The sequence below is a fragment of the Labrys miyagiensis genome (assembly GCF_030160835.1).
Classification (GTDB): Bacteria; Pseudomonadota; Alphaproteobacteria; order Rhizobiales; family Labraceae; genus Labrys; species Labrys miyagiensis.
The window spans coordinates 101,778-125,648 of sequence record NZ_BSPC01000034.1 but is presented as its reverse complement, the minus strand read 5'-3'; the positions used below and the strand labels follow the sequence as shown (position 1 = coordinate 125,648).

At 64.1% G+C, this 23,871-nt stretch carries 18 protein-coding genes; 11 read left to right on the top strand and 7 right to left on the bottom strand.

Features of this window, described 5'->3' with window-relative positions; translation table 11 throughout:
* The first annotated feature begins 1,029 nt into the window (after positions 1–1,029).
* The 3 genes from QQL24_RS19170 to QQL24_RS19160 are packed head-to-tail and all read left to right on the top strand — an operon-like array spanning position 1,030 to position 4,837.
* Positions 1,030–2,970 carry a M23 family metallopeptidase gene (locus QQL24_RS19170; RefSeq protein ID WP_284313898.1) on the top strand — a complete coding sequence of 647 codons (1,941 nt, stop codon included), beginning with the start codon at positions 1,030–1,032 and terminating at the stop codon, positions 2,968–2,970.
* A gap of 51 nt (positions 2,971–3,021) precedes the next feature.
* On the top strand, positions 3,022–4,314 hold the full coding sequence (locus QQL24_RS19165) for an ATP-binding protein (RefSeq protein WP_284313897.1): 1,293 nt from the start codon (positions 3,022–3,024) through the stop codon (positions 4,312–4,314).
* A complete protein-coding gene (locus QQL24_RS19160) occupies positions 4,304–4,837 on the top strand; it encodes a response regulator transcription factor (RefSeq protein ID WP_284313896.1) in 534 nt (177 codons plus the stop codon). Before QQL24_RS19165 ends, QQL24_RS19160 begins: the two co-directional genes overlap by 11 nt.
* 63 nt (positions 4,838–4,900) lie before the next feature.
* Here the strand turns inward: QQL24_RS19160 and QQL24_RS19155 are convergent, their stop codons facing one another.
* Genes QQL24_RS19155 through cyoA form a run of 5 tightly spaced genes read right to left on the bottom strand, consistent with a single transcriptional unit; the run spans position 4,901 to position 9,920 of the window.
* Complete coding sequence (locus tag QQL24_RS19155) at positions 4,901–5,641, bottom strand: SURF1 family protein (RefSeq protein WP_284313895.1); 741 nt, start codon at positions 5,639–5,641, stop codon at positions 4,901–4,903.
* Between the two features lie 10 nt (positions 5,642–5,651).
* A complete protein-coding gene (gene cyoD / locus QQL24_RS19150; protein WP_284313894.1) occupies positions 5,652–6,014 on the bottom strand; it encodes a cytochrome o ubiquinol oxidase subunit IV in 363 nt (120 codons plus the stop codon).
* Positions 6,011–6,661: a cytochrome o ubiquinol oxidase subunit III gene (gene cyoC, locus QQL24_RS19145; RefSeq protein ID WP_431310716.1), complete on the bottom strand. Its 651-nt coding sequence runs from the start codon at positions 6,659–6,661 to the stop codon at positions 6,011–6,013. Before cyoC ends, cyoD begins: the two co-directional genes overlap by 4 nt.
* Positions 6,658–8,664 (bottom strand): cytochrome o ubiquinol oxidase subunit I, encoded by a 2,007-nt coding sequence (cyoB, locus tag QQL24_RS19140; protein ID WP_284313892.1) that lies wholly within the window; start codon positions 8,662–8,664, stop codon positions 6,658–6,660. The genes cyoC and cyoB overlap by 4 nt, the downstream gene beginning before the upstream one ends.
* Positions 8,665–8,693: 29 nt before the next feature.
* Positions 8,694–9,920 carry a ubiquinol oxidase subunit II gene (gene cyoA / locus QQL24_RS19135; protein ID WP_284313891.1) on the bottom strand — a complete coding sequence of 409 codons (1,227 nt, stop codon included), beginning with the start codon at positions 9,918–9,920 and terminating at the stop codon, positions 8,694–8,696.
* A 354-nt stretch (positions 9,921–10,274) separates the two neighbouring features.
* Between cyoA and QQL24_RS19130 the strand changes: the two genes are divergently transcribed.
* On the top strand, positions 10,275–11,597 hold the full coding sequence (locus QQL24_RS19130; RefSeq protein WP_284313904.1) for an MFS transporter: 1,323 nt from the start codon (positions 10,275–10,277) through the stop codon (positions 11,595–11,597).
* A 279-nt stretch (positions 11,598–11,876) separates the two neighbouring features.
* On the opposite strand, the gene clpB is transcribed toward QQL24_RS19130, so the two are convergent.
* Complete coding sequence (gene clpB, locus QQL24_RS19125) at positions 11,877–14,477, bottom strand: ATP-dependent chaperone ClpB (RefSeq protein ID WP_284313890.1); 2,601 nt, start codon at positions 14,475–14,477, stop codon at positions 11,877–11,879.
* Between the two features lie 569 nt (positions 14,478–15,046).
* Here clpB and QQL24_RS19120 point away from each other — a divergent pair.
* The 7 genes from QQL24_RS19120 (at position 15,047) to QQL24_RS19090 (ending at position 23,009) form a co-directional block, all read left to right on the top strand.
* Positions 15,047–16,186 carry a transporter substrate-binding domain-containing protein gene (locus QQL24_RS19120; RefSeq protein WP_284313889.1) on the top strand — a complete coding sequence of 380 codons (1,140 nt, stop codon included), beginning with the start codon at positions 15,047–15,049 and terminating at the stop codon, positions 16,184–16,186.
* Positions 16,183–16,767, top strand: coding sequence for an ANTAR domain-containing response regulator (locus tag QQL24_RS19115; RefSeq protein WP_284313888.1), 585 nt, complete (start codon positions 16,183–16,185; stop codon positions 16,765–16,767). The genes QQL24_RS19120 and QQL24_RS19115 overlap by 4 nt, the downstream gene beginning before the upstream one ends.
* Positions 16,767–17,615, top strand: coding sequence for an ABC transporter permease (locus QQL24_RS19110; protein WP_284313887.1), 849 nt, complete (start codon positions 16,767–16,769; stop codon positions 17,613–17,615). Before QQL24_RS19115 ends, QQL24_RS19110 begins: the two co-directional genes overlap by 1 nt.
* Before the next feature lies 1 nt (position 17,616).
* Positions 17,617–18,537, top strand: coding sequence for an ABC transporter permease (locus QQL24_RS19105; protein ID WP_284313886.1), 921 nt, complete (start codon positions 17,617–17,619; stop codon positions 18,535–18,537).
* A 28-nt stretch (positions 18,538–18,565) separates the two neighbouring features.
* Positions 18,566–20,188, top strand: coding sequence for an ABC transporter substrate-binding protein (locus QQL24_RS19100; protein ID WP_284313885.1), 1,623 nt, complete (start codon positions 18,566–18,568; stop codon positions 20,186–20,188).
* A 185-nt stretch (positions 20,189–20,373) separates the two neighbouring features.
* Positions 20,374–21,318 (top strand): acetamidase/formamidase family protein, encoded by a 945-nt coding sequence (locus tag QQL24_RS19095; RefSeq protein ID WP_284313884.1) that lies wholly within the window; start codon positions 20,374–20,376, stop codon positions 21,316–21,318.
* Positions 21,315–23,009, top strand: a complete 1,695-nt coding sequence (locus QQL24_RS19090; RefSeq protein WP_284313883.1) for an ABC transporter ATP-binding protein — start codon at positions 21,315–21,317, stop codon at positions 23,007–23,009. Before QQL24_RS19095 ends, QQL24_RS19090 begins: the two co-directional genes overlap by 4 nt.
* 662 nt (positions 23,010–23,671) lie before the next feature.
* Here the strand turns inward: QQL24_RS19090 and QQL24_RS19085 are convergent.
* Positions 23,672–23,851: a hypothetical protein gene (locus tag QQL24_RS19085; RefSeq protein ID WP_284313882.1), complete on the bottom strand. Its 180-nt coding sequence runs from the start codon at positions 23,849–23,851 to the stop codon at positions 23,672–23,674.
* Positions 23,852–23,871: the final 20 nt, after the last annotated feature.

The following is a 23,871-nucleotide window of genomic DNA, read 5'->3' as shown; positions in this document are numbered from 1 at the left end:
AAAAATACAGGGGTAGCTCTTTAAAACGCAGTCTCGCCGATAAGTCTCACTTTTCGATACCCCTTCCAGGGTATCCGCAAGAACATCGTCGCCTGCGTTTCTCTTTCTTCCGATGCAATTGTCAAATAGCGGGAACGAGCAGAACTCATTCAATCTCTCAGACGCCCCTTCGGCCCCAGCTCGCACTAGGTTCGAAACCCCGCGTTCTTAAGCAGAAGAGGCGACAAACCAGCCCCGCCGCTCATTCGCGGCAGCGCCGTCCGTCGATGGCCGCTGTATAGAGGGGGACTTTTCAGGCGTCAACAGCCGATTTCATTTTTTTGACGGTTGCGTGACGATTTTTTAGCCGCCCCCTGTGGAGAAGCTTGCCCTAAAATTGAGCAAGATGTTGATTTCATTGGCAAGATTCTAGAAAGCCGAGCTTTTTTGTGCCCCATCCCTTTCCCCTCCGCAGCGCGGATTCGAGATGGTGAATACCGCCTTCAGGCGCCCGCGCGCCGGCTCCGGTCGATGGCGGTGATGGAAACCCCGCCCTTGAGAACCGCGCAGATCCAACGGGTCAGCGCGGGCGCGACGATGGGCTGGCGAGAATCCCGCTTCCAACCTCCAAAGTCACCGCAGCGATCGCGCGCGTACGTGTACCGTCTTGGCGAAGGCTCTCGCCGCAGTGCAGGCCTGGCTTTGCAGGAAGGAATGAGGCGGTTCTGCCTGGTCGTTCCCGGCCGTCAGCATTTCGTTCATCCAACGCGCGTAGATTGGCTGTACCCATCACTGGCCTGATTCGAGGGCGGGAATCGGCTGAATCTTGCCTCCCGCCCCACTTCGGCCCAATTGATCAGGGGTTAAGGAGGTTCTGGAATTGACCGGCGCCCCTGTCTGAGGCACCGTCCGCGCCCAGGATCGGGCGATCTTCATGAATTGCGGCCCGCCTTCAGGGTTCAGCGTAATCTGGCGGAATAATCGACTTTGTCTCCACGATCGGCCCACAGGGATATGCGTCAGGACCGGCACGGGGCCACGGACCCCGGCATGCAGCCGCCCCTATCGGCCGATGGCGGCCGGGCACTCGACCGGCGCAAGGTCTCGCTGCGCTGGCTCACCGGTACGATTCTCACCGGCCTGTTCGGCGCGGGCCTGATGGGCGGCGCGGTCTATGCCGCCCTCGACGGCGAGTACAGCATCGCCAGCCTGCCCCAGATCGCCCCCGGCGTCGCCAGGGACAGCGAGACGCAGACCAATACCAGCCAGAAGTCCGACCGCATCCTGATTCAAACAGACACGATGGAGGCGCATCAGGTCATCCGCATCTCCACCACCACCAAGGTGGGCGACAAGGATGTGATCAAGGTCAAGCCTTTCGCGCGCATCCTGGCGAGCCTGCAGATGGCCTCGGGAAGCCTCGCCTCGCAAGTGCCCCCCTATAACCCGCAGGCGCTGGCGGCCGATCCCGATGCGGCGCTCGCCCCGACGGCGGAGCAGCCCCAGCAACAGGCCCCCGACGATGATGGCGAGGTGACGGTGGCGAGCCGTGACCTCGCCGGCGTGAGCTTCCAACCGACGTCAGGCCCCCTCCTGCCGGATGACCAGGTGGCCGCCCTGGTGCGCGCCCAGAGCCAGGGCGCAGGCCCTGCCGCCGACCTGCCGCCGCAATTCGTGGCGCTGTCCGACGACGAGGAGGGCGACAGCCCCGACCTCACGGCCCTGCGCGAGACCGACGTGCAGACCGATCCCGATTCGGCGTTGAAGATCACCATCGTCCCCGAGAACTTCACCAATGTCAGCAAGACCGTCGGCGAGGTCAGCTCGAAGGAGCAGACCATCCAGGTCGGCGAGAAGGACACGCTCTCCTCCATCCTCGGCGGCCTCGGCGCCACCGACCAGGAGACCGAGGCGATTACCAAGGCGCTCGGCGATGTCGGCAAGCTGCATGGCGGCCTGCGCCTGCGCGTGCTGGTGGCGCCCGGCGGCGAGAACGACGACAGGCCGCGCCCCGTGCGGCTCTCGGTCTACAGCGCTGACAAGCATCTGGGCACGGTGGTGCTTTCCGATACCGGCGACTATGTCTCGGTGCAGGACCCAACCTCGACCGACATCGCCGCCAACGCGCAGGACAACCAGAATGCCGGTGGCGACGACAATGGCGACGACGACACTGGCACCGGTATCAGGCTGTATTACTCGATCTACGAGACGGCCATGAAGCAGCAGGTGCCGAAGGAGATGATCGATCGCCTGATGCATGTCTATGCCTATGACGTCGATCTTACCCGTCATACCAAGCCGGGCGACACCTTCGAGCTGTTCTACGAGCAGGACGACAGCGGCAAGCCGGTGGGCGACATCCTCTACACCGCCCTCACCGTCAACGGCGAGCTCAAGCGCTATTACCGCTTCCAGAGCATGGATGACGGCAAGGTCGACTACTACGACGAGGACGGCAAGTCGGCCCGCAAATTCCTGACCCGCAAGCCGATCGACGGCGGCGAGATGCGCTCGACCTTCGGCATGCGGCGCCACCCGATCCTCGGCTATTACAAGATGCATACCGGCGTGGACTGGGCCGACAAGATCGGCACGCCCATCCACGCCACCGGCAACGGCACGATCGTCAAGGCTGGCTGGACCAACGGCTATGGCCGCCATATCGAGATCCAGCACGCCAATGGCTATGTCACCACCTATTCGCATATGAGCGGCTTCGCCCGCACCTCGGTGGAGGGTGCCCAGGTCACCATGGGCGAGGTGATCGGCTATCTGGGCATGACTGGCCTAGCGACCGGCCCGCACATCCACTACGAGGTGAAGATCAATGGCAGCTTCGTCGACCCGATGCGCATCAAGCTGCCGCAGGGCCGCGAGCTCAATGGCGACCTCCTCACCGCCTTCAAGCAGGAACGCGACCGTATCGAAGGCCTGATGAGCAAGGCGCCCGTGGCCGAGATCTCGAACGGCAACATCAACAAGAGCTGAGGCCGGGGGAGGCTCCTCGCGCCCTTGCCCGATCCGTGCCAGAACAGCACGATGAACTCGATCCAGGACACCACCAACAAGAAGAACCTCTATTTGCTCATCCAGCTGCGCTGGCTGGCGGTGATTGGACAGGTCGTCACCATCCTCTTCGTCGATCTCGTGCTCGGCATCCCCCTGCCCCTCATCGAGATGGCCGTGGTGATCGCCTTCCTGGTGGCGCTCAACGTCGTCAGCCTCCTGCGCCATCGCAACCAGGATGCGGTGAGCAACACCGAGCTCTTCCTCGAGCTCCTGCTCGATGTCGCCGCCCTCACCGTGCAGCTCTATCTGAGCGGAGGGGCCTCCAATCCCTTCATCTATCTCTATCTCCTGCAGGTGATCATCGGCGCCGTGCTGCTGGAGACCTGGTCGATCTGGACGCTACTCGCCATCACCAGCGCCTGCTTCATCGGATTGACCACCTACAACCGGCCCATCGCCCTTCCACGGCAGACCAGCAGCGACCTGACCAACCTCCAGACGCAGGGCCTGTTCATCTGCTTCGTGCTGGCGGCGATCCTCCTGGTGTTCTTCGTCACCCGTATCGACCGCAACCTCAGGGCGCGCGATGCCCACCTCGCCAGCCTGCGCCAGCAATCGGCCGAGGAGGACCATATCGTGCGCATGGGCCTGCTCGCCTCCGGTGCGGCGCATGAACTCGGTACCCCGCTCGCCACGCTCTCGGTGATCCTCAGCGACTGGCAGCGCATGCCCCTGTTCAAGGCCGACAGCGAGGTGACGCAGGAGCTGCAGGAAATGCGCAGCCAGCTCGACCGCTGTAAGGCGATCGTCACCGGCATCCTGATGTCCTCCGGCGAAATGCGCGGCGAGGGCACGCTGCGCACCAGCGTCAACATTTTCTTCGACGGGCTGGCGGAGGAGTGGCGCGCCCACCGCTCGCCGGCCTGGTTCGACTATGAGAACGTCTTCGGGGCGGATGCAGCGATCGTCTCGGATTCGGCCCTCAAGCAGATCGTCTTCAACCTTTTCGACAATGCGCTCGAAGCCTCCGCGAGCTGGGTCGGCGTCACGCTCGAGCGGCGGGACGACATGATCGCCCTGCAGGTCAGGGATGCAGGGCCCGGTTTTGCCAAGGAAATGCTGGACCAATTCGGCAAACCCTATAATTCCAGCAAGAACAGGCCGGGCGGCGGCCTCGGTCTTTTCCTGGTGGTGAATGTGGTGCGCAAGCTCGGAGGCACGGTAACGGCTGGGAATGAAATCACCGGCGGCGCGCGGGTGGAGCTGACGCTGCCGCTCGCTTCCCTCTCCCCCGGCGAGGCAGGAGAGGCCGATGGAGCCTGAGCGCACGCTGCTGATCGTGGAGGACGACACCTCCTTCGCCCGTGCCCTGCGCCGTTCCTTCGAGCGCCGCGACTATGCGGTGCATCAGGCGGCCGGCCTGGAGGAGGTGCGCAAGCTCCTGGAGGAGCACTCGCCCGACCATGCCGTCGTGGATCTCAAGCTTGCCGGCGGCTCGGGCCTCGAATGTGTCAAGGCTCTGCATCTCCACGATCCCGACATGAAGATCGTGGTGCTCACCGGCTTTGCCTCGATCGCCACCGCGGTGGAGGCGATCAAGCTCGGCGCCTGCCACTATCTCGCCAAGCCCTCCAACACCGACGACATCGAGGCCGCCTTCCAGCGCAGCAACGGCGACGCCAGCGTGCCGACCGGCGCTGCCCCCACCTCGATCAAGAACCTGGAATGGGAGCGCATCCACGAGACGCTGGTGGAGACGCAGTTCAACATCTCCGAGACGGCGCGCCGGCTCGGCATGCATCGAAGAACGCTGGCGCGGAAGCTGGAGAAGCGGCGGCTGCGGTGAGTCCTGGGGCCGCCGCGCTCTCGACAAAGGAAGATGCAGGCTGGAAGCCTGCGATCCCAGAGGTTACCCCCGCCTTGCCTTCCGCTCGTCCCGGATCAGGAACACCAGCCCCGCCACCGCCATGATCGCCAGGGCGAACCAGGTCAGCGCATAGACGAAATGGTTGTTGGGCAGGTCCACCACCGTCAGCCCGCCGACCGGCACGGCATCCGGGGAGCCCTTGTCGGCGTCGATGAAATAGGGGGCGACGTCCTTGAGCCCGCGCTTCTGGGCGATGGCGTCGACGTCGCGCGAGTACCAGCGGTCGTCGGAGGGATCGTTGCTGTGCAGGAAGCCGCCTTCCGGCTCGCTGACGCGCAGGAGGCCGGTCACCTCGGCCGGCCCGAAGGCATTGCCCACCGTGCCGCGCTGGCCCGGCAAGACAAAGCCGCGATTGACCAGCACCACGAAGCCCTTGTGGGTCTTGAGCGGCGAGAGCACCCAATAGCCGCCGCCCAAAGCGGTGGTCGCCTGCGTGAAGGTGGGAGGCACATCGAGGAAGGAGCCGACGGCCTGGACATGCCGGTAGGCGTCCTTGTCGGCGCCGATTCCCGACCAGTCTTCCGGCCCCGGGACTGGCGCCGGAGCAGCATGGATGCGGGTATCGATCTGGTCGATCAGGCCAAGCTTCCAGGTGCGCCGCTCGACCTGCCAGAGGCCGAGCCCGGCTAGCACGATGACGGCGAAGACCAGCGCCAGCACCAGGCCGGTGAAGGCGGCCGCCGAGCGGGATGACCGGTCCTCTCGGTCACCGTCCCGGGTCATGGCGGCGGTCTCACGGCATCTGGCTCATGTCATGCACGGAGACAGGCATCATGTTGTTGACCAGGTGGTACATCACCCAGATCGAACCTGTCAGCGTGATCACCACCAGCACCACGGTGAAGATCAGGGCCATGAGATTCCAGCCGCCCTCGGACTTGGCGTCCATGTGCAGGAAGTAGATCATGTGCACGAAGATCTGGATCACCGCCAGGGCGATGACGATCAGCGAGGTGGCAAGGTTCGACAGCACCCCGCTCATCACCAGGTAGAAGGGGATGGCGGTCAGCACCACCGACATGAGGAAGCCGGTGATGTAGCTCTTGCGGGTGCCGTGCGAGGGCGCGAGGTCGTCGTGGTGGGCGTCGGCGCTCATCGCAGGATCCCCATCAGGTAGACAAAGGTGAAGACGCCGATCCAGATGATGTCCAGGAAGTGCCAGAACAGGCTGAGGCACATCAGGCGGCGGCGGTTGGCGGTGGTGAGGCCATAGCGGGCGACCTGCACCATCAGCGTGAACATCCAGAGCAGGCCCGTGCTGACATGCAGCCCGTGCGTGGAGACCAGCGTGTAGAAGGCCGAGAGAAAGCCGCTGCGCTGGGGCGTGGCGCCGTCCACGAAGAGATGGTGGAACTCATAGAGCTCGATGCCGACGAAGGCCATGCCGAACAAGGCGGTGACGGCGAGCCAGCCCTGCGTGGCGCCGACGCGGTTCTCCATCATCGACAGAATGGCGAAGCCATAGGTGATCGAGGAGAGCAGCAGCATCGAGGTGTTGAGCGCCACCAGCGGCAGCTCGAACACGTCCCTCGGTGAAGGGCCGGCGGCGTAATTGCCGCCGAGCACGCCGAAGGTGGCGAACAGGATCGCGAAGATGAGGCAATCGCTCATCAGGTAGATCCAGAAGCCGAGCATCGTGCTCGACCCCTCGGGATGGTCGTGCTCGTCCGCCAGGTAGAAGACCGGGGCCGCGCTCTTGGCCTCGGTGTCCGGCATGAGGATGGTATTCTGCGACATGATCATTCTCCCGCCGCGAGAAGGCGCGTGCGCGCATTTTCGGTGGCGATCACCTGTTCGGCGGGGATGTGGAAGTTGCGGTTGTAGTTGAAGGTATGGCCGATGGCGACCACCACCGCGGCCACGAAGCACAGGATGGCCAGCCACCAGACATACCAGATCATGCCGATGGCAAAGCCGGCGGAGAACAGGGCCAGGATGGCTCCGGCGCCGGTATTCCTGGGCATATGGATCGGCTTGAAGCCTTCCAGCGGACGCTGGTAGCCGCGGCTTTTCATGTCGGCCCAGGTGTCGAGGTCATGCACCACCGGCGTGAAGGCGAAGTTGTAGACGGGCGGCGGCGAGGACGTCGACCACTCCAGCGTGCGGCCATCCCAGGGATCGCCCGTCGTGTCGCGCAGCTGCTCGCGGTTCTTGAAGCTGACATAGAACTGCATGAGCAGAGCGAAGATGCCGACCGCGATCAGCAGCGCGCCGAAGGCGGCGATGACGAACCAGATCTGCAGCGAGGGATCGTCGAAGTGGCGCAGGCGCCGGGTCACGCCCATCAGGCCGAGAATGTAGAGCGGCATGAAGGCGACCCAGAAGCCCACCACCCAGAACCAGAAGGAGATCAGGCCCCAGAAGCGGTCGAGCTTGAAGCCGAAGGCCTTGGGGAACCAGTAGTTCACGCCGGCGAACATGCCGAACAGCACACCGCCGATGATCACATTGTGGAAGTGGGCGATCAGGAACAGGGAGTTGTGCAGCACGAAGTCGGCCGGCGGCACGGCCAGCATGACGCCCGTCATGCCGCCGATCACGAAGGTGAGCATGAAGGCCACCGTCCACATCATCGGCAGTTCGAAGCGGATGCGGCCGCGATACATGGTGAACAGCCAGTTGAAGATCTTCGCACCCGTCGGGATCGAGATCACCATGGTGGTGATGCCGAAGAAGGAGTTGACGCTGGCGCCGGAACCCATGGTGAAGAAGTGATGCAGCCACACCAGGTAGGACAGAATGGTGATCACCACCGTGGCGTAAACCATCGAGGTATAGCCGAACAGGCGCTTGCCGCAGAAGGTCGAGGTGACTTCGGAGAAGATACCGAAGGCCGGCAGCACGAGGATGTAGACCTCCGGATGGCCCCAGATCCAGATGAGGTTCACATACATCATCGGATTGCCACCGAGGTCGTTGGTGAAGAAGTTCGTGCCGACATAGCGGTCGAGCGACAGCAGCGCGAGCACGGCCGTCAGCACCGGGAAGGCGGCGACGATCAGCACGTTGGTGCACAGGGCCGTCCAGGTAAAGATGGGCATCCTCATCATGGTCATGCCGGGTGCGCGCATCTTGACGATGGTGGCGATCAGGTTGACGCCCGACAGCAGCGTGCCGATGCCGGCCACCTGCAGGCCCCAGATGTAATAGTCGACCCCGACATCCGGACTGTAGGCGATGCCCGACAACGGCGGATAGGCGAGCCAGCCCGTCTTGGCGAACTCGCCGACGAACAGCGACATCATCACGATCACCGCGCCGGCCGTCGTCATCCAGAAGGAGAAATTGTTGAGGAAGGGGAAGGCGACGTCGCGCGCGCCGATCTGCAGCGGCACCACGAAGTTCATGAAGCCGGTGACGAAGGGCATCGCCACGAAGAAGATCATGATCACGCCATGGGCGGTGAAGATCTGGTCGTAGTGATGCGCCGGCAGGTAGCCCTGCGAGTCGCCGAAGGAGATCGCCTGCTGGGCGCGCATCATGATGGCGTCGGAGAAGCCGCGCAGGAACATGATCAGCGCCAGGATCAGATACATGACGCCGATGCGCTTGTGGTCGATGCTGGTGACCCACTCGCGCCACAGATAGCCCCAGAGGCGGAAATAGGTGATGGCGCTCAGCACCGCAATGCCGCCGGCCGCCACCACGAGGAAGGTGCCGACCAGGATCGGCTCATGGTAGGGGATGCTTTCGAGGGTGAACCGGCCAAAAATGGGGCTCACTGCGACCGTGTCAGTGGAGGACATGGCAAGGACCGATCGATGTTTGGTTGCAACTAGCCACGCCGAGCAGGAGATTGCTCGGCCGGCAGGCGAAGGGCTTGCGGGCGGGATAGAGCCGAAGACGGACTGCGCAGTGCCGGTACGGACTGCTTCCAGGTGTCGAGTTCGCCGGGCCTGGGCACACTGCAATAATCGGCGACGTAATAGGGGTCGGGACCGAACACCGAGCCGCGGCGGGCATATTTGTCGTAGACCAGCGGACGGACATTGTTGATGCTCTCCATGCCGAGACCGCCCTTGGCGTCCACGCTCATCATCTTGTCCAGGCACATCTTGCCGGGCTCGATGCACAGGTTGAGGATGGCGTGGTAGAGGTCCCCGTCGACGGAATTGTAGTAGCGCACCGGCTCGTTCTCGCTGGGCTTCTCAAGCACCTGGTAGCTGGCGCGGTCGAGCGCGCTGCCCGAACTCTTCGCCTTCTGGATCCATTGGTCGAAGCCGGCCTGGTCGAGGCCGTGGAACTTGAAGTGCATGCCGGAGAAGCCGGCGCCGCTGTAATTGGCCGAGATCCCCTCATACTCGCCCGGCTGGTTGATGACGGCATGCAGCTTGGTCTCCATGGCCGGCATGGAATAGATCTGCCCCGCCAGCGCCGGGATGTAGAAGGAGTTCATCACCGTCGAGGAGGTGATCTTGAAGCTGATCGGCCGGTTGACCGGCGCCGCCATCTCGTTGACGGTGGCAATGCCGTATTGCGGGTAGATGAACAGCCACTTCCAGTCGAGCGAGACGACCTGCACCTCGAGCGGCTGCGCATCCGCGGCAACCGGCTTGCCAGCGGCCACCTGCTCCAGCGGGCGGTAGGGGTCGAGCAGATGGGTACCAGTCCAGGTGATGGCGCCGATCACGATGATGATCAGCAGCGGGACTGCCCAGATCACCAGTTCGAGCTGGGTGGAGTGATCCCAGTCCGGCTCGTAGCGTGCCGAGGTATTGGACTGGCGATAGCGCCAGGCGAACAGGATGGTGAGTGCCATCACCGGGATGATGATGACCAGCATGAGAGCGGTCGAGTAGAGCAGAAGATCGCGCTGCCGGGCCGCTATGTCGCCCGAAGGGGAAAGGACGACGGCATTGCAACCGGTCAGCAGTCCCAGCAAGGGCAGCGCCAACAGGCTGCGCCAGAGCTTGGATCGGGTTCTGGTGGTCGCATCGTTACGTCCGAAAACCGGCTTCCACTTTTCGGCACGATGCTGGTGGGCATGGGATGGCTGTCTCATGTCGTGCCGATACGCCTCCGGTTCCGGGATGCACATTGGACATTTTGTCCAATGACAATATCATCACAAAGACGGCAAAAGGTACCCCCAATAGTGTTTTGTGACCTGATGAAATCGTCAAGAATTGCAAAACGCGTTAGAGTTGGGAAACTGGAGCAAAGCAGCGTTTAGGCGATTTGCACAGGGAACTTCGTGCCGAAAAGTGGGTATCTGGTTTCGGCGCAAAAGATATGACACCAAAGCCCCGTAGCATCGGTCCGAATAAGGAAATCGGGTCCGACGCCACCGGGCCCATTCTCCCGTCCCCTCCGACCGGGGCCGTGATATAAAGGCTCAGGAGCAAGCCGAGCGATGATGAGCACGACGAGCACGACACATTCCGGCCAACCCGCCTCGCGGCATCACACGATCGCCCCGGGCGAGATCGCCATCGGCGTGATCATCGGCCGCACCTCGGAATATTTCGACTTCTTCGTTTATGCCATCGCTTCGGTGCTGGTGTTTCCCAAGCTCGCCTTTCCGAACCATGATGCGCTGGCCGGCACGCTGTGGTCCTTCGCCATCTTCGCCCTCGCCTTCATCGCCCGACCCATCGGCCTCGCCCTGTTCACCCTGTTCGATCGGCGCTATGGCCGCGAGATCAAGCTGACCATCGCCCTCTTCATGCTTGGCGGCTCGACGGTTTCGATCGCCCTCCTGCCCGACTACGCCACCGTCGGCGCCTGGTCGGGCACGTTGCTCTGCATCCTGCGCTTCGGCCAGGGCATTGCGCTCGGCGGCACCTGGGACGGCCTGCCCTCCCTGCTCAGCCTCAACGCCCCCGCCGGCCAGCGCGGCTGGTATGCGATGATCCCGCAGCTCGGCGCCCCGCTCGGACTGATCGTCGCCAGCGGCCTGTTCGCCTTCTTCTACACCACGCTCAGCCCGGCCGATTTCCTCGAATGGGGCTGGCGCTATCCCTTCTTCGTGGCGCTCGCCATCAATGTGGTGGCCCTGTTCTCGCGCCTGCGCATCGTCGCCACGCCCGAATATGCCGAGCTGTTCCAGACCCAGGAACTGCAGCCCACCCCGATCATGGAGACCGTGAAGGAGCAGGGCCGCAACATCATCATCGGCGCCTTCGCTCCGCTGGCGAGCTTCGCCCTCTTTCACATGGTGACGGTGTTTCCGCTGGCCTGGGTGGTGCTGGAGACCAAGGAGAGTCCGGCGCAGTTCCTGTTCATCGAGATCGTCAGTGCCCTGTTCGGCGTCGTCGCCATCGCGGCCTCCGGCCCGATCGCCGACCGCTTCGGCCGGCGCAATTTGATCGCCGTCTGCGCCATGGGCATCGCGGTCTACAGCGGTTATGCCCCGCAATTGCTGAATGCCGGCAACACCGGCGAGATCGCCTATATGATCGCCGGCTTCGTTCTGCTGGGCCTCACTTTCGGCCAGGTTTCCGGCGCGGTGAACTCGGCCTTCCCGATCCAGTACCGCTACACCGGCGCGGCGATGACTTCCGACCTCGCCTGGTTGTTCGGCGCCGGCTTCGCCCCCTTCGTGGCGCTGGGCCTGGCCTCGTTTTTCGGCCTGGCGGCTTCGGGGGTGTACCTGCTGTCCGGCGCAGTGTGCACGCTGATGGCGCTGTGGGTGAACCTGGAAGGCATCCGGCTGGGCACGCCGGGCTCGCGGGATTGACTGGGAGCGCGGACGTCCCGTCCGCTCTTCCTATCGGCGAGTGGCGTCTTTACCGGAAATGAACGCGGGATCCCCTGGGAGCGCAGGCGTCTCGCCTGCACCTTGAACCGCATCGTTTCCAAGAGCAGGCGAGACGCCTGCGGTCCCAGGGGGTCGCGCGCCTATGTTTGAGAGGCTCGGCAAACCGATAGGAAACAAAAAAGGCGGGCCTGTTCGGACCCGCCTTTTCTTTTGATTGTCGAGGTTCAAGAGGCGGACGGGACGTCCGCGCTCCCAGGGTTAGGCCGCCACGGCGTTGACCGCGCGGCCGCCGATGATCAGGCCGGAGCCCGTGGCGCTGACCGGGATCTGGCTGCCATCCCTGACCTTGCCGGAGAGGATCATCTCGGCGAGCGGGTCCTGCACCAGCTTCTGGATCGTGCGCTTCAGCGGGCGCGCGCCATAGGCCGGGTCGTAGCCCTTGTCGGCCAGGTAGTTCCTGGCCGCATCGTCGAGCTCCAGCGTGATCTTGCGCTCGTCGAGGAGCTTCTGCAGCCGGGCCATCTGGATGTCGACGATCGCGCCCATCTGTGCCTTCTTCAGGCGGTGGAACAGGATGATCTCGTCCACGCGGTTGAGGAACTCAGGCCGGAAATGCGAGCGCACCACCGACATGACTTCCTCGCGCACGGCTGAGGAGTCCTCGCCCTCCTTCTGGTTGACCAGATATTCGGCTCCCAGATTCGAGGTCATGATGATCAGCGTGTTGCGGAAGTCGACCGTGCGCCCCTGCCCGTCCGTCAGGCGCCCGTCGTCGAGCACCTGCAGCAGGACGTTGAAGACATCCGGATGCGCCTTCTCGATCTCGTCGAACAGCACGACCTGGTAGGGCCGGCGCCGTACGGCTTCGGTGAGGGCACCGCCCTCGTCATAGCCGACATAGCCCGGAGGCGCACCGATGAGCCTGCTCACCGAGTGCTTCTCCATATATTCGGACATGTCGAGCCGGACCATCGCCGTATCGTCGTCGAACATGAAGGCGGCCAAGGCCTTGGTCAGCTCCGTCTTGCCCACGCCCGTCGGGCCGAGGAAGATGAAGGAGCCGATGGGACGGTTGGGATCCTGCAAGCCGGCGCGGGCGCGCCGCACGGCAGTCGAGACAGCCTGCACGGCCTCACCCTGGCCGACCACGCGGGCGCCCAGCACGTCTTCCATGCGCAGGAGCTTGTCCTTCTCGCCCTCCAGCATCTTGTCGACGGGCACGCCCGTCCAGCGCGAGACGACCTGCGCCACGTGGTCGGCCGTCACGGCCTCCTCGACCATGCTGACCTTGCCCTCGCTTGCCTCGGTCTCGGCCAGATCCTTTTCGAGCTTCGGGATCACGGCATAGGTCAGCTCGCCGGCACGCTGATACTCGCCGCGGCGCTGGGCGTCCGCGAGCTCGTTCTTGGCCTTGTCGAGCTGGCCCTTGAGATCGGCGGCGCGGCCGAGCTTGTCCTTCTCGCTCTTCCAGCGCTGGGTGAGCTCGGACGAACGCTCCTCGAGATCGGCCAGCTCCTTTTCGAGCCGGGCGAGCCGGTCTCTGGAAGCATCGTCGTTCTCGCGCTTCAGCGCTTCCTGCTCGATCTTGAGCTGGACGATGCGCCGGTCGAGCTCGTCGAGCTCCTCAGGCTTGGAATCCACCTGCATGCGCAGCCGCGCGCCCGCCTCGTCGACGAGGTCGATGGCCTTGTCGGGCAGGAAGCGGTCGGTGATGTAGCGGTTCGAGAGCGTGGCGGCGGCCACGATGGCGCTGTCGGTCACCCGCACCTTGTGATGCTGCTCATATTTCTCCTTGAGGCCGCGCAGGATGGAAATGGTGTCCTCCACCGTCGGCTCCTCGACGAAGACCGGCTGGAAGCGCCGCGCCAGCGCCGCGTCTTTCTCGACATGCTTGCGGTACTCGTCGAGCGTGGTGGCGCCGACGCAATGCAGTTCGCCGCGCGCCAGCGCAGGCTTGAGCAGGTTCGAGGCGTCCATGGCGCCCTCGCCCTTGCCCGCGCCGACCAGCGTGTGCATCTCGTCGATGAAGAGGATGATCTGCCCTTCGGCCGACATCACCTCGTTGAGCACGGATTTCAGCCGCTCCTCGAACTCGCCGCGATATTTCGCGCCGGCGATGAGCGAGCCCATATCGAGGGCGAGCAGCGCCTTGTCCTTGAGGGACTCCGGCACGTCGCCATTGATGATGCGCAGCGCCAGGCCCTCGACGATCGCCGTCTTGCCAACACCCGGCTCGCCGATCAGCACCGGATTGTTCTTGGTGCGGCGGGAGAGCACCTGGATGGTGCGGCGGATTTCCTCGTCGCGGCCGATCACCGGGTCGAGCTTGCCTTCGCGCGCGGCCTCGGTGAGGTCGCGGGCATATTTCTTCAAGGCGTCATAGGCGTTCTCGGCCGTGGCGCTGTCGGCCGTGCGGCCCTTGCGCAGGGCTTCAATGGCCTTGTTGAGGTTCTGCGGCGTCGCGCCGGCATTGGCCAGCGCCTTGCCGGCTTCCGAATCCTTCTCGATGGCGAGCGCCAGCAGCAGCCGCTCGACCGTGACGAAACTGTCGGAAGCCTTGTCGGCCGCCTTCTCGGCGGCTTCGAAGACACGGGCAAGCTGCGGCGTCAGATAGACCTGGCCGGCGCCCGAGCCCTGCACCTTCGGCAATTTCTTGATGGCGGCCTCGACGGCCATCAGCGCCTGGCGCGAATTGCCGCCGGCCCGGTCGATCAGACCGGCCGCGAGCCCTTCCGGGTCGTCGAGCAGCACCTTGAGGAGGTGTTCCGGGGCGAATTGCTGATGGCCTTCGCGCAAGGCAAGCGACTGCGCCGACTGCACAAAACCACGCGCCCGTTCCGTGTAGCGTTCGAAATTCATGGGTTCTTCCTTCCTGCACGCCCAGGGACCCGTAGCATCGCCCAAGCGCCATATGATTTGCGAGCCCCGAAGGCGCCCGCTGGAGAAAATGTGGTGCGAGTTGGGTGCGGCGCAAGGGGAGGCCAGGAGAGTTTTAGGGGTGAAAGATATGAAAGGCTTTGACAGAGATCAAAGGGCGTGACCCGCCTCCTGGGGCTCTGAACTCGGGTTAACAAGAGTCGAGGCTGGACCGGTTCGTCATTCCGGCTGGAGCGTAGCGACACGCCGGAATGACGTTCCCCGCCTTTATTAGCCCGCGTTCGGAGCCATGACCGCCTCCCGCGCGAAGTCGCGGAGGTGGGCCGACAACATCGGCTCACGGATCGAATTCACTCCTTGACCGGGGTGCTCTCGCTCCCGAAGCACCGCGACAAAGCTATTGACAGACCCCGATCTGCTCGTGTTTTAATCGTGCACAAGCGGCAGGCAATACCTCCGCCACATCGGCCAAAGGGCCATCGGGCAGTTTCGCCCCACGTCGTCTCATGCCACCATGGGATCGCGTGGGGCTTTTCGTTTTTTGGGGCCGCATGAGCGCCGTCCGGATTGGCATCCTCTATTCGACACAGGGCCCCTACGCTGCCCTCGGACGCGACTGCCGCGACGGTGCCGAGCTTGCCATCGAGGAGCTCAAGGCCGAGATCCCCGCTGCTGCTATCGAACCGGTGTTCGGCGATCCCGCGGGCGAAGCCGGGCTTTATCTAGACCAGGCGCGCTCGATGCTGCGCGACCAAGGTTGCCGCCACATCGTCGGCACCATCACCTCGCTGTCGCGCAAGGACGTCATTCCGCTCATCGAAAAGCATGACGGCCTGCTCTGGTACATGTGCCCCTATGAGGGCTTCGAGGCCAATGAGAACGTGATCTATACGGGTGCCTGCCCCAACCAGCATCTGCTGCCGCTCTTCGATCATCTCCTGCCGCGCTATGGCTTGCGGGCCTATCTGGCCGGCGCCAACTATGTCTGGGGCTGGGAGATGAACCGCCTCGCCCGTGAACTGATCATGCAGGCGGGCGGCGAGGTGCTGGGCGAACGCTATCTGCCGTTCGAGGAGACCAATGTCGACCGCCTGATCGCCGATATCGAGCTGCGCCGGCCCGATTTCATCCTCAACAATCTGATCGGCCCGGCAAGCTATGCCTTCCTGGCGGCGATGCGCGCTCTCGCCGACCGCGATCCGCACTTCGAGCCCAGCCATTGTCCTGTGGTGAGCTGCGATCTCACCGAATGCGAGCTCGGTGAGATCGCCGGCGGAGCGGCGGTCGGCCAGCTCTCGGCGGCTTCCTATTTCGACAGTCTGGAAACCCCCCACAACCTCGCCTTCAAGCGCCGGGTCGCTGCCCGTCTTGGCGAGAGCCGGCTGGTGTCGAGCTTCTTCGCCGGCGCCTATACCGCAACTCGCCTCTGCGTCGAGACGATCCTGAAGGCCGGCAATGACGATCCGGCCCTGGTGCGGCAGACCTTGCATGCGGGTCCTGTCGATACCGTGCTGGGGCCGTTGTCGATCGATCCGCAGACCAACCACGCCGCCCTGCCCTTCCATCTCGGCCGCATCAAGCAGGAGGGCGGCTTCGACATTCTGGCCTCGAGACCCGCCATCGCCGCCGATCCCTATCTGGTGGGCGGCCGCACCCACCGCACCTCCACGCATCTGAGGGTGGTGCGATGACGGGAACGCCGAGCTTCAGAGGCCGGACTGCCCTGGTGCTGCACCGGGTCGACGAGGGCATCGAGCGGCTGATGCGCCAGCTCGAACGGCTTGGCCTGACGGCGACGACGCAATGGGAGGCCCTCGATCTCTCGCGAGCCAGGCCCGATATCGTCTTCGTGGACGCCGATCAGGGCTGGAACGGCCTGCTGCCCTGGGCGGCCGGCGAGGCGCCGATGCCCCTGATCGCGGTCTTGGGATCAGAAGCGCCTGGCCGCATCGCCTGGGCGATGGATCACGGCGCCGGCGCCATCATCTCCAAGCCTATCACCGCCTCCGCCGTCTATCCGGCCCTGGTCATGGCCGAGCATATGCACGCCCAGCGTCTCGCGACAGCCAGGCGCATGGCGGACCTGGAAGAACGCATGCGCCTTCGGCCTCTTGTCCATAGCGCCGTGCAAGCCATCATGACGGCGCGGGCGATCGACGAAAGCGCTGCCTATACGCTGCTCAGGAGCTGCGCAATGCGCCGGCGGCTGACGATCGAACATGTCGCCGCGGAGATCCTCACCGGGCTCCAGCCCGTGCCGGAGGCCGGCTGATGCGGGTGCTCTCCGAACTGGTTCGCCGCCCCGCCGCGTTGATCGGGCTTGTCATCGTCGGCCTCGTGGTGTTTGGCGCCCTCTTCGCACCCTGGCTGGCGCCGTTCTCGCCCGATGTGCAATTGCCCGACGGCGCCACGGACGAGGGCATGCCCCTGCCGCCCGGCACGCGCTTCCTGCTGGGCACCGATCCCCTTGGCCGTGACCTCCTGTCCCGCCTGCTTTTCGGCGCCCGCACCTCCCTGGTTATCGGTCTCGTGGCCAATGGCATTGCGGTCGCGATCGGCCTGATCGTCGGCATCAGTGCTGGCTATCTCAGGGGCTTTTTCGGCAATCTCCTGATGCGCTTCACCGACCTGATGATGGCCTTTCCCGCCCTCCTGCTTGCCATCGCACTGGCTGCCTTGCTCAAGCCGAGCCTGTGGATCGTCGTGATGGTGATCGCCATGGTGAACTGGGTGCAGGTCGCCCGCATCGCCTATACCGAGACACGGGGGCTGGTGGAGCGCGACTTCATCACCGCCGAAAGATCGCTCGGCGCCGGGCATGGCCGCATCCTGCTCTTGCATATCCTGCCGCATCTCGTCCCGACGGCCGTGGTATGGGGCACGCTCGGCGTCGCCACCACCGTGCTGCTGGAGGCGACGCTGAGCTTCCTGGGCATCGGCGTGCAGCCGCCGGAAGCCTCCTGGGGCAACATCATCAATGACAACCAGAGCTACTTCCAGACCTCGCCCTGGCTGGTCTTCATTCCCGGCGCGATCATCCTGGCCACCGCCCTTTCCTTCAATCTGATCGGGGATGCGCTCCGCGACATCCTCGACCCGACCCAGCGCGGGAGGGGCTGACATGGTGCTCTTTCTGGGCCAGCGCCTGCTGCAGTCGATCCTGATCCTGCTTGGCGTCGCCGCAATCACCTTCCTGCTGCTCTACTGCCTGCCGGCCGATCCGGCGGTGCTGATCGCGGGACGCAGCGCCACCCCGCAGATGGTGGTGGCCATCCGGCACGAGCTCGGCCTCGACCAGCCGCTGATCGTCCAGTTCTGGCATTACCTCGAAGGGCTCGCGCGAGGCGATCTTGGCCGGTCCTATACGCAGAAGACGCAGGTGATGCCGCTGATCCTGGCCCGCCTGCCCGCAACGCTGGCGCTGATGGCGGCCGGCATCGTGGTGGAAGTCGCGCTTGGCTTGACCTTCGGCATCATCGCCGCCGTGCGCCGCGATGGCATCGTCGACCGCGTGGTGATGATGCTCTCCTTCGTTGGCGTGTCGTCACCCCAATTCGTGGTGGCCTTGCTGCTGCTCTTCGTCTTCGCCGCCAAGCTTGGCTGGTTTCCGATGTCGGGCTTCGGCAGCTTTTCCCATGTCGTGCTGCCGGCCACGACGCTCGGCGTCCTTGGCGCCGGCTGGTATGCCCGCATGGTGCGCTCCGCGATGATCGAGGTGCTGCGCCAGGATTATGTCCGCACTGCCCGCGCCAAGGGGGTTTCGGCCTGGCGGGTGGTGATGCGCCATGCCTTGCCCAATGCGCTTTTGCCCATCATCGCCATGATCGGCATCGATATCGGCCAGTTCATGGGCGGGGTCGTGGTGGTCGAGTCGGTCTATGGCTGGCCCGGTATCGGCCAGCTCGCCTGGCAGGCCATCCAGACCCTCGATGTCCCGATCATCATGGGCGTGACCCTGGTTTCGGCGCTCGCCATCGTGCTCGGCAATCTCGTCGCCGATTTCATCGCTCCCTTCATCGACCCGCGCATCCGCGCGCAATAGCAAGACGGCCAGACTGAGGAGAATTTTGATGTTGAAGCAGTTTTTGAAATGTACGGCCCTCGCCGCGGTGCTCGCCGCCGCGCCGTTGGCGGCCCGTGCGGCGGATACGCCGGCGATGGGCGGCAATATCACCGTGACCTTCAAGGATGATATCGCCACGCTCGATCCGGCCATCGGCTATGACTGGCAGAACTGGTCGATGATCAACGGCCTGTTCTCGCGCTTGGTCGACTACAAGGCCGGCACCACGGAACTCGGCCCGTCTCTGGCCGATTCCTACGAGGTTTCGGCGGATGGCAAGAGCTACACCTTCAAGCTCCATCCCGGGGTGAAGTTCACCAATGGCCGCGAAGTCACGGCGGCGGACGTGAAATATTCGATCGAACGCGCCGTCAATCCCAAGACGCAGGGCCCGGGCGCCGGCTTCTTCCACTCCATCGTCGGCGCCGACAAGATGACCGCCGGCACGAGCCAGACCATGGACGGCATCGTGGTGGTCGACGATCACACCGTGCGCTTCGATCTCGTTCAGCCGGACGCCACCTTCCTGAACGTGCTGGCGCTCAACTTTGCCTCGGTCGTACCCAAGGAGGCCGTGGACGCCGCCAATGGCGATTTCGGCAAGAAGCCCGTCGGCTCCGGCGCCTTCATCCTGAAGGATTGGACGGTGGGCCAGCATCTGGTCTTTGCCCGCAACCCCGATTATTTCGTCAAGGGCCGCCCCTATATCGACGGCTTCACGGTGGAAGTCGGCCAGGAGCCGCTTGTCGCGCTGCTGCGCCTGCAGAAGGGCGAGGTCGATATTGCCGGTGACGGCATTCCGCCAGCCAAATATCTGGAAATGAAGAATTCGCCCGATTTTGCCGGCATGATCGTCGACCGCGACCAGTTGGAGACCAGCTACGTCACCCTGAACACGCAGGTCAAGCCGCTCGACAATCCCAAGGTGCGCCAGGCCCTCAACATGGCCATCAACAAGGAACGCATCGTGCGCATCATCAATGGCCGCGCCACGCCTGCCAATCAGGTGCTGCCGCCGCTGATGCCGGGCTACGACAAGGATTACAAGGGCTACCCCTACGACGTCGCCAAGGCCAAGGCGCTCCTGGCCGAGGCCGGCCTGCCCGACGGCTTCTCCACCGAGATCTATACGTCCAACACGGATCCACAGCCACGCATCACCGCGGCGATCCAACAGGATCTCGCCGCCATCGGCGTCAAGGCCGAGATCAAGGCATTGGCCAATCCCAATGTGATCGCCGCCGGCGGCACGCAGGGCCAGGCCGCCATGGCGTGGTCGGGGGGTCTGGGCTGGATCGCCGACTTCCCGGATCCCTCCGACTTCTATGGCCCGATCCTGGCTTGCGGCAGCGCAGTCCAGGGCGGCTGGAACTGGTCCTGGTACTGCAACAAGGACATGGAGCCCCGCGCGGCAGCGGCCGACGCCATGCCCGTGCCGGCCAAGGCTGCTGAAAGGGCCGAGGTCTGGAAGCAGATCTTCACCGAGATCCAGACCAAGGATGCGCCCTGGATCCCCGTGTTCAACGAGCGCCGCGTGGTGGCCAAATCAAAGCGCATGGGAGGCCCGGACGAGGTCTATATCGATCCGACCCGGGTGATCGATTACGACGGCATTTCCGTGAAGCAATAGACTTCTCGAGCCCTCTTCACCGGATGCCGTTGGGGCGTTGCGGAATCTGACGCTCGAAGCTCTGAGCGCCATCTCCGGCCCATGCCCCTCCCGATCCCAGGGCGCCAGGCCTCCTTCGCCACTTCGTGGAGGAGGCAGGCGGCGCCTCACATTCAAGAAAACTGCCAGGCAGGAAAGGCCACAACATGTGCGTGGCATGTGACTACACCATTCACCGCAAGGATCATCATCTCGGCTGGAACCGCGACTTTGTGCCGGTTCTGCGGGCAGAGCCCGGTTCGACCATTCATTTCAAGTGCCTCGACTCCTCCGGGGGCCAGTTCGATGCCGGGTCTACCGCGCAAGATGTCACGACCATGGATTTCTCCAGGGTCAATCCCGTCACCGGCCCCGTCTTTGTCGAGGGTGCCGAGCCCGGCGATGTGCTCAAGGTCTCAATCCGGCATTTCGCGCCATCGGGGCTCGGCTGGACAGCGAATATTCCAGGCTTCGGGCTGCTGGCCGACCAGTTCACCGACCCGGCCATCCATATCTGGAAGTACGAGCCTTCCACCATGGCGCCCTCCCTGTTCGGCCCCGGCGGCAAGGTTCCCCTGAAACCCTTCGCCGGCACCGTCGGTGTCGCCATGGCGGAGCCCGGCCTGCATTCGGTCGTGCCCCCCCGCCGCGTCGGGGGCAATCTCGACATTCGCGACCTCACCGCCGGCGTGACGCTCTATCTGCCGATCGAGGTGCCCGGCGCCCTGTTCTCGATCGGCGACACCCATGCCGCGCAGGGCGATGGCGAAGTCTGTGGCACCGCCATCGAAAGCCAGATGGATGTCGAGATCACGCTCGATCTCATCAAAGACACCAAACTCGCTTCTCCCCGCTTCACCACGCCCGGACCTGTGACGCATCATCTCGATGCCGCCGGTTATGAAGTCACCACCGGCGTCGGCCCCGACCTGATGACGGGCGCGAGAGAGAGCGTGATGCGCATGATCGACCTGCTCACGGCCGAGCACGGGCTTTCGCCCGTGGACGCCTATATGCTCTGCTCCGTCTGCGGGGACCTCAGGATCAGCGAGATCGTCGACATGCCCAATTGGGTGGTTACGTTCTACTTCCCCCGGATCGTATTTGCATGACCGCTCTGTTGGCGGACCAGCCCGTGGCGATGAACGACAGGCCGATCCTGGCCATCGAGAACCTGTGCGTCGACGCCCTGACGCCCGAAGGGGCGCGGCGCGTCATCAACGATGTCAGCCTGAGCGTGGCGCCCGGCGAGACCCTGTGCATCGCGGGGGAATCCGGTTCGGGCAAATCGGTGACGGCGCTCTCCGCCATGCGTCTTCTGCCGGCCACCTCCCTGCGCATCGCCTCGGGCACCATTCGCCTCGATGGACGCGATCTCGCCCGGCTTTCCGAGCGGGCCATGCGCGACGTGCGCGGCGGCGAGATCGCCATGATCTTCCAGGAGCCGATGACCTCGCTCAATCCGGTGATGAGCATCGGCGCCCAGCTTTGTGAGGCTATCCGCCAGCACCAGGCGGCGGAAGGCGCCAGCGTGCGCGCCCGCGCCATGGCGATGCTTGATGTCGTGCACATATCCGAGCCAGCGCGGCGCCTGCAGCAATATCCCCATGAGCTTTCCGGGGGCATGCGCCAGCGCGTGATGATCGCCATGGCCCTTTCCTGCCGGCCCAAGCTCCTGCTCGCCGACGAGCCGACCACGGCGCTCGATGTCACCGTGCAGGCGCAGATCCTCTCGCTTATGCGCGAACTCAAGCGCGAATTCGGCACCGCCATCATCCTGATCACCCATGACATGGGCGTGGTGGCGCAGATGGCCGACCGCGTGGCGGTGATGCAGCATGGCAGGCTGGTGGAAAGCGGGCCGGTGCGAACGATCTTCCGCAACCCAAGCCAGCCCTACACCCGGGAATTGCTGGCCGCCGTGCCCCGGCTCGGCGCCCTGGCCGGCACCGCTGCGCCACCGCGCATCACCAGCACGCCCCCGGTCGAAAGCCCCGCCGGCGCTGGGCCGATCCTGTTCGTGCGCGACCTCGAAGTCAGCTATGGCAAGCCGTCCGGCCTGTTCCGGCGCGTCAGGGAGCAGGCAGCCGCGGTGAAGGATGTGAGCTTCGAGATCCAGCCCGGCCAGACCCTGGGCCTGGTCGGCGAAAGCGGCTCGGGCAAATCGACCACGGGCAAGGCCGTGCTCGGCCTGGTGCCCTTTTCAGGCGAGGTGAGCATCGGCGGCGAACCCATCCAGGGTCTCGGCGCCAGGGCGATGCGCCCGGTGCGCCGCAAGGCCCAGATGATTTTCCAGGACCCCTACGCTTCGCTCGATCCGCGCATGACCGTGGGCGCCGCGATTGCCGAGCCGATGGTGATCCATAGCCTCGCCACGCCGGCCGAACGCAAGGACAGGGTCGCGGAGCTGCTGCGCCGCGTCGGCCTGTCTCCCGATCTTGCCACACGCTATCCCCACGAGTTTTCCGGTGGCCAGCGCCAGCGCATCTGTATTGCTCGCGCGCTGTCCCTGCGGCCAAGCCTGATCGTCGCGGATGAAAGCGTGGCGGCTCTCGATGTCTCCGTACGCGGGCGCGTGCTCGACCTCATGCTGGAACTGCAGGAAACCCTGGGCCTGGCCTATCTGTTCATCTCGCACGACATGGCTGTGGTGGAGCGCATGAGCCACCATGTCGCGGTGATGCGCCATGGCAGAATCGTCGAAGCAGGTCCGCGCAATGCCATCTTCACCAGCCCCCGCGAAGACTATACCCGCGACCTGATCGCCGCGGTGCCGATCCCCGATCCGGCAGCGTATCGCTAGAGCAAAATGCGTTCAGATAGGAGCGGACCCGCAAATTAACTCGTTGGCATCAAACGTATTTTGCGATTCTTGGTGATTCGATCTGAAAATAAAGCGCTCTAGACGCGATTATTTCTTTGAAATCGAGATGCTGGGCCGCGCCGATTTCGCCGGGGCGTCGGCCACAAATACAAGCTGTGACTCGACCACCACCCGCTCCGGAGAACCGGAGCGCCTGACGCGATAGCGCGGCTCCTGCCCCTCGCTGGGCAGAAGGCTGACGATTTCGTAAGTGGGCCTGCCCGTTGGCTTTCCGGCGCCAGCGGCAGGCTCGACAAGTTGTCCGACTTTGAATCTATGATTTGCCATGTCGATGGCTTTAGCGACTTTTGTGACCGCGGTCGCCTATATTCGCTGCACGGTCATTTCATGATGCCGATTCACATCCAACCGGCAGATGGGACAGTCGCTCGCACCTCTCCCCTCACTGAAGGCTTGCGTTCTGCGCCCATACGGGCGCTCCGGTCGCAACAGCCGAAGATGGGTGTGAGCGTTGCGATGATTTCAGGTGCGATCGCTGGCCCCATTGTCGGCGCCAAGAGACAGCCTGCCGCTTGAAGGGCGGGCTATGGCCTTGAGCAGCAGCCAAGCAAACCCAAGCGAAAGACAGGCTTTCTGGGGCGTCAAGAACTTGCGGTCGAACGGCTTTCGACCCCGCCAGCAATATTTCTAAACAACTCTAAATCCACGGCAACCGCCGAGCCATTATTGAAGCTCCAGTGTTTTTCGCAGCACTGCGCAAACCCCCGAATCAACACCGTTAAGCCGCCGATTCGACTGCCGTCGTTTTGGCCCTGCCTCATTCACGCGCTTCCTAATGTTT

Coding starts and splice junctions, on each gene's coding strand:
- QQL24_RS19155 (WP_284313895.1), bottom strand. CDS start 5,641: ATGACCCGGGACGGTGACCGAGAGGACCGGTCATCCCGCTCGGCGGCC.
- QQL24_RS19105 (WP_284313886.1), top strand. CDS start 17,617: ATGGTGCTCTTTCTGGGCCAGCGCCTGCTGCAGTCGATCCTGATCCTG.
- QQL24_RS19085 (WP_284313882.1), bottom strand. CDS start 23,851: ATGAGGCAGGGCCAAAACGACGGCAGTCGAATCGGCGGCTTAACGGTG.
- QQL24_RS19160 (WP_284313896.1), top strand. CDS start 4,304: ATGGAGCCTGAGCGCACGCTGCTGATCGTGGAGGACGACACCTCCTTC.
- QQL24_RS19130 (WP_284313904.1), top strand. CDS start 10,275: ATGAGCACGACGAGCACGACACATTCCGGCCAACCCGCCTCGCGGCAT.
- QQL24_RS19100 (WP_284313885.1), top strand. CDS start 18,566: ATGTTGAAGCAGTTTTTGAAATGTACGGCCCTCGCCGCGGTGCTCGCC.
- QQL24_RS19095 (WP_284313884.1), top strand. CDS start 20,374: ATGTGCGTGGCATGTGACTACACCATTCACCGCAAGGATCATCATCTC.
- QQL24_RS19120 (WP_284313889.1), top strand. CDS start 15,047: ATGAGCGCCGTCCGGATTGGCATCCTCTATTCGACACAGGGCCCCTAC.
- QQL24_RS19115 (WP_284313888.1), top strand. CDS start 16,183: ATGACGGGAACGCCGAGCTTCAGAGGCCGGACTGCCCTGGTGCTGCAC.
- cyoD (WP_284313894.1), bottom strand. CDS start 6,014: ATGAGCGCCGACGCCCACCACGACGACCTCGCGCCCTCGCACGGCACC.
- QQL24_RS19165 (WP_284313897.1), top strand. CDS start 3,022: ATGAACTCGATCCAGGACACCACCAACAAGAAGAACCTCTATTTGCTC.
- clpB (WP_284313890.1), bottom strand. CDS start 14,477: ATGAATTTCGAACGCTACACGGAACGGGCGCGTGGTTTTGTGCAGTCG.
- QQL24_RS19110 (WP_284313887.1), top strand. CDS start 16,767: ATGCGGGTGCTCTCCGAACTGGTTCGCCGCCCCGCCGCGTTGATCGGG.
- cyoC (WP_431310716.1), bottom strand. CDS start 6,661: ATGATCATGTCGCAGAATACCATCCTCATGCCGGACACCGAGGCCAAG.
- QQL24_RS19170 (WP_284313898.1), top strand. CDS start 1,030: ATGCAGCCGCCCCTATCGGCCGATGGCGGCCGGGCACTCGACCGGCGC.
- cyoB (WP_284313892.1), bottom strand. CDS start 8,664: ATGTCCTCCACTGACACGGTCGCAGTGAGCCCCATTTTTGGCCGGTTC.
- QQL24_RS19090 (WP_284313883.1), top strand. CDS start 21,315: ATGACCGCTCTGTTGGCGGACCAGCCCGTGGCGATGAACGACAGGCCG.
- cyoA (WP_284313891.1), bottom strand. CDS start 9,920: ATGAGACAGCCATCCCATGCCCACCAGCATCGTGCCGAAAAGTGGAAG.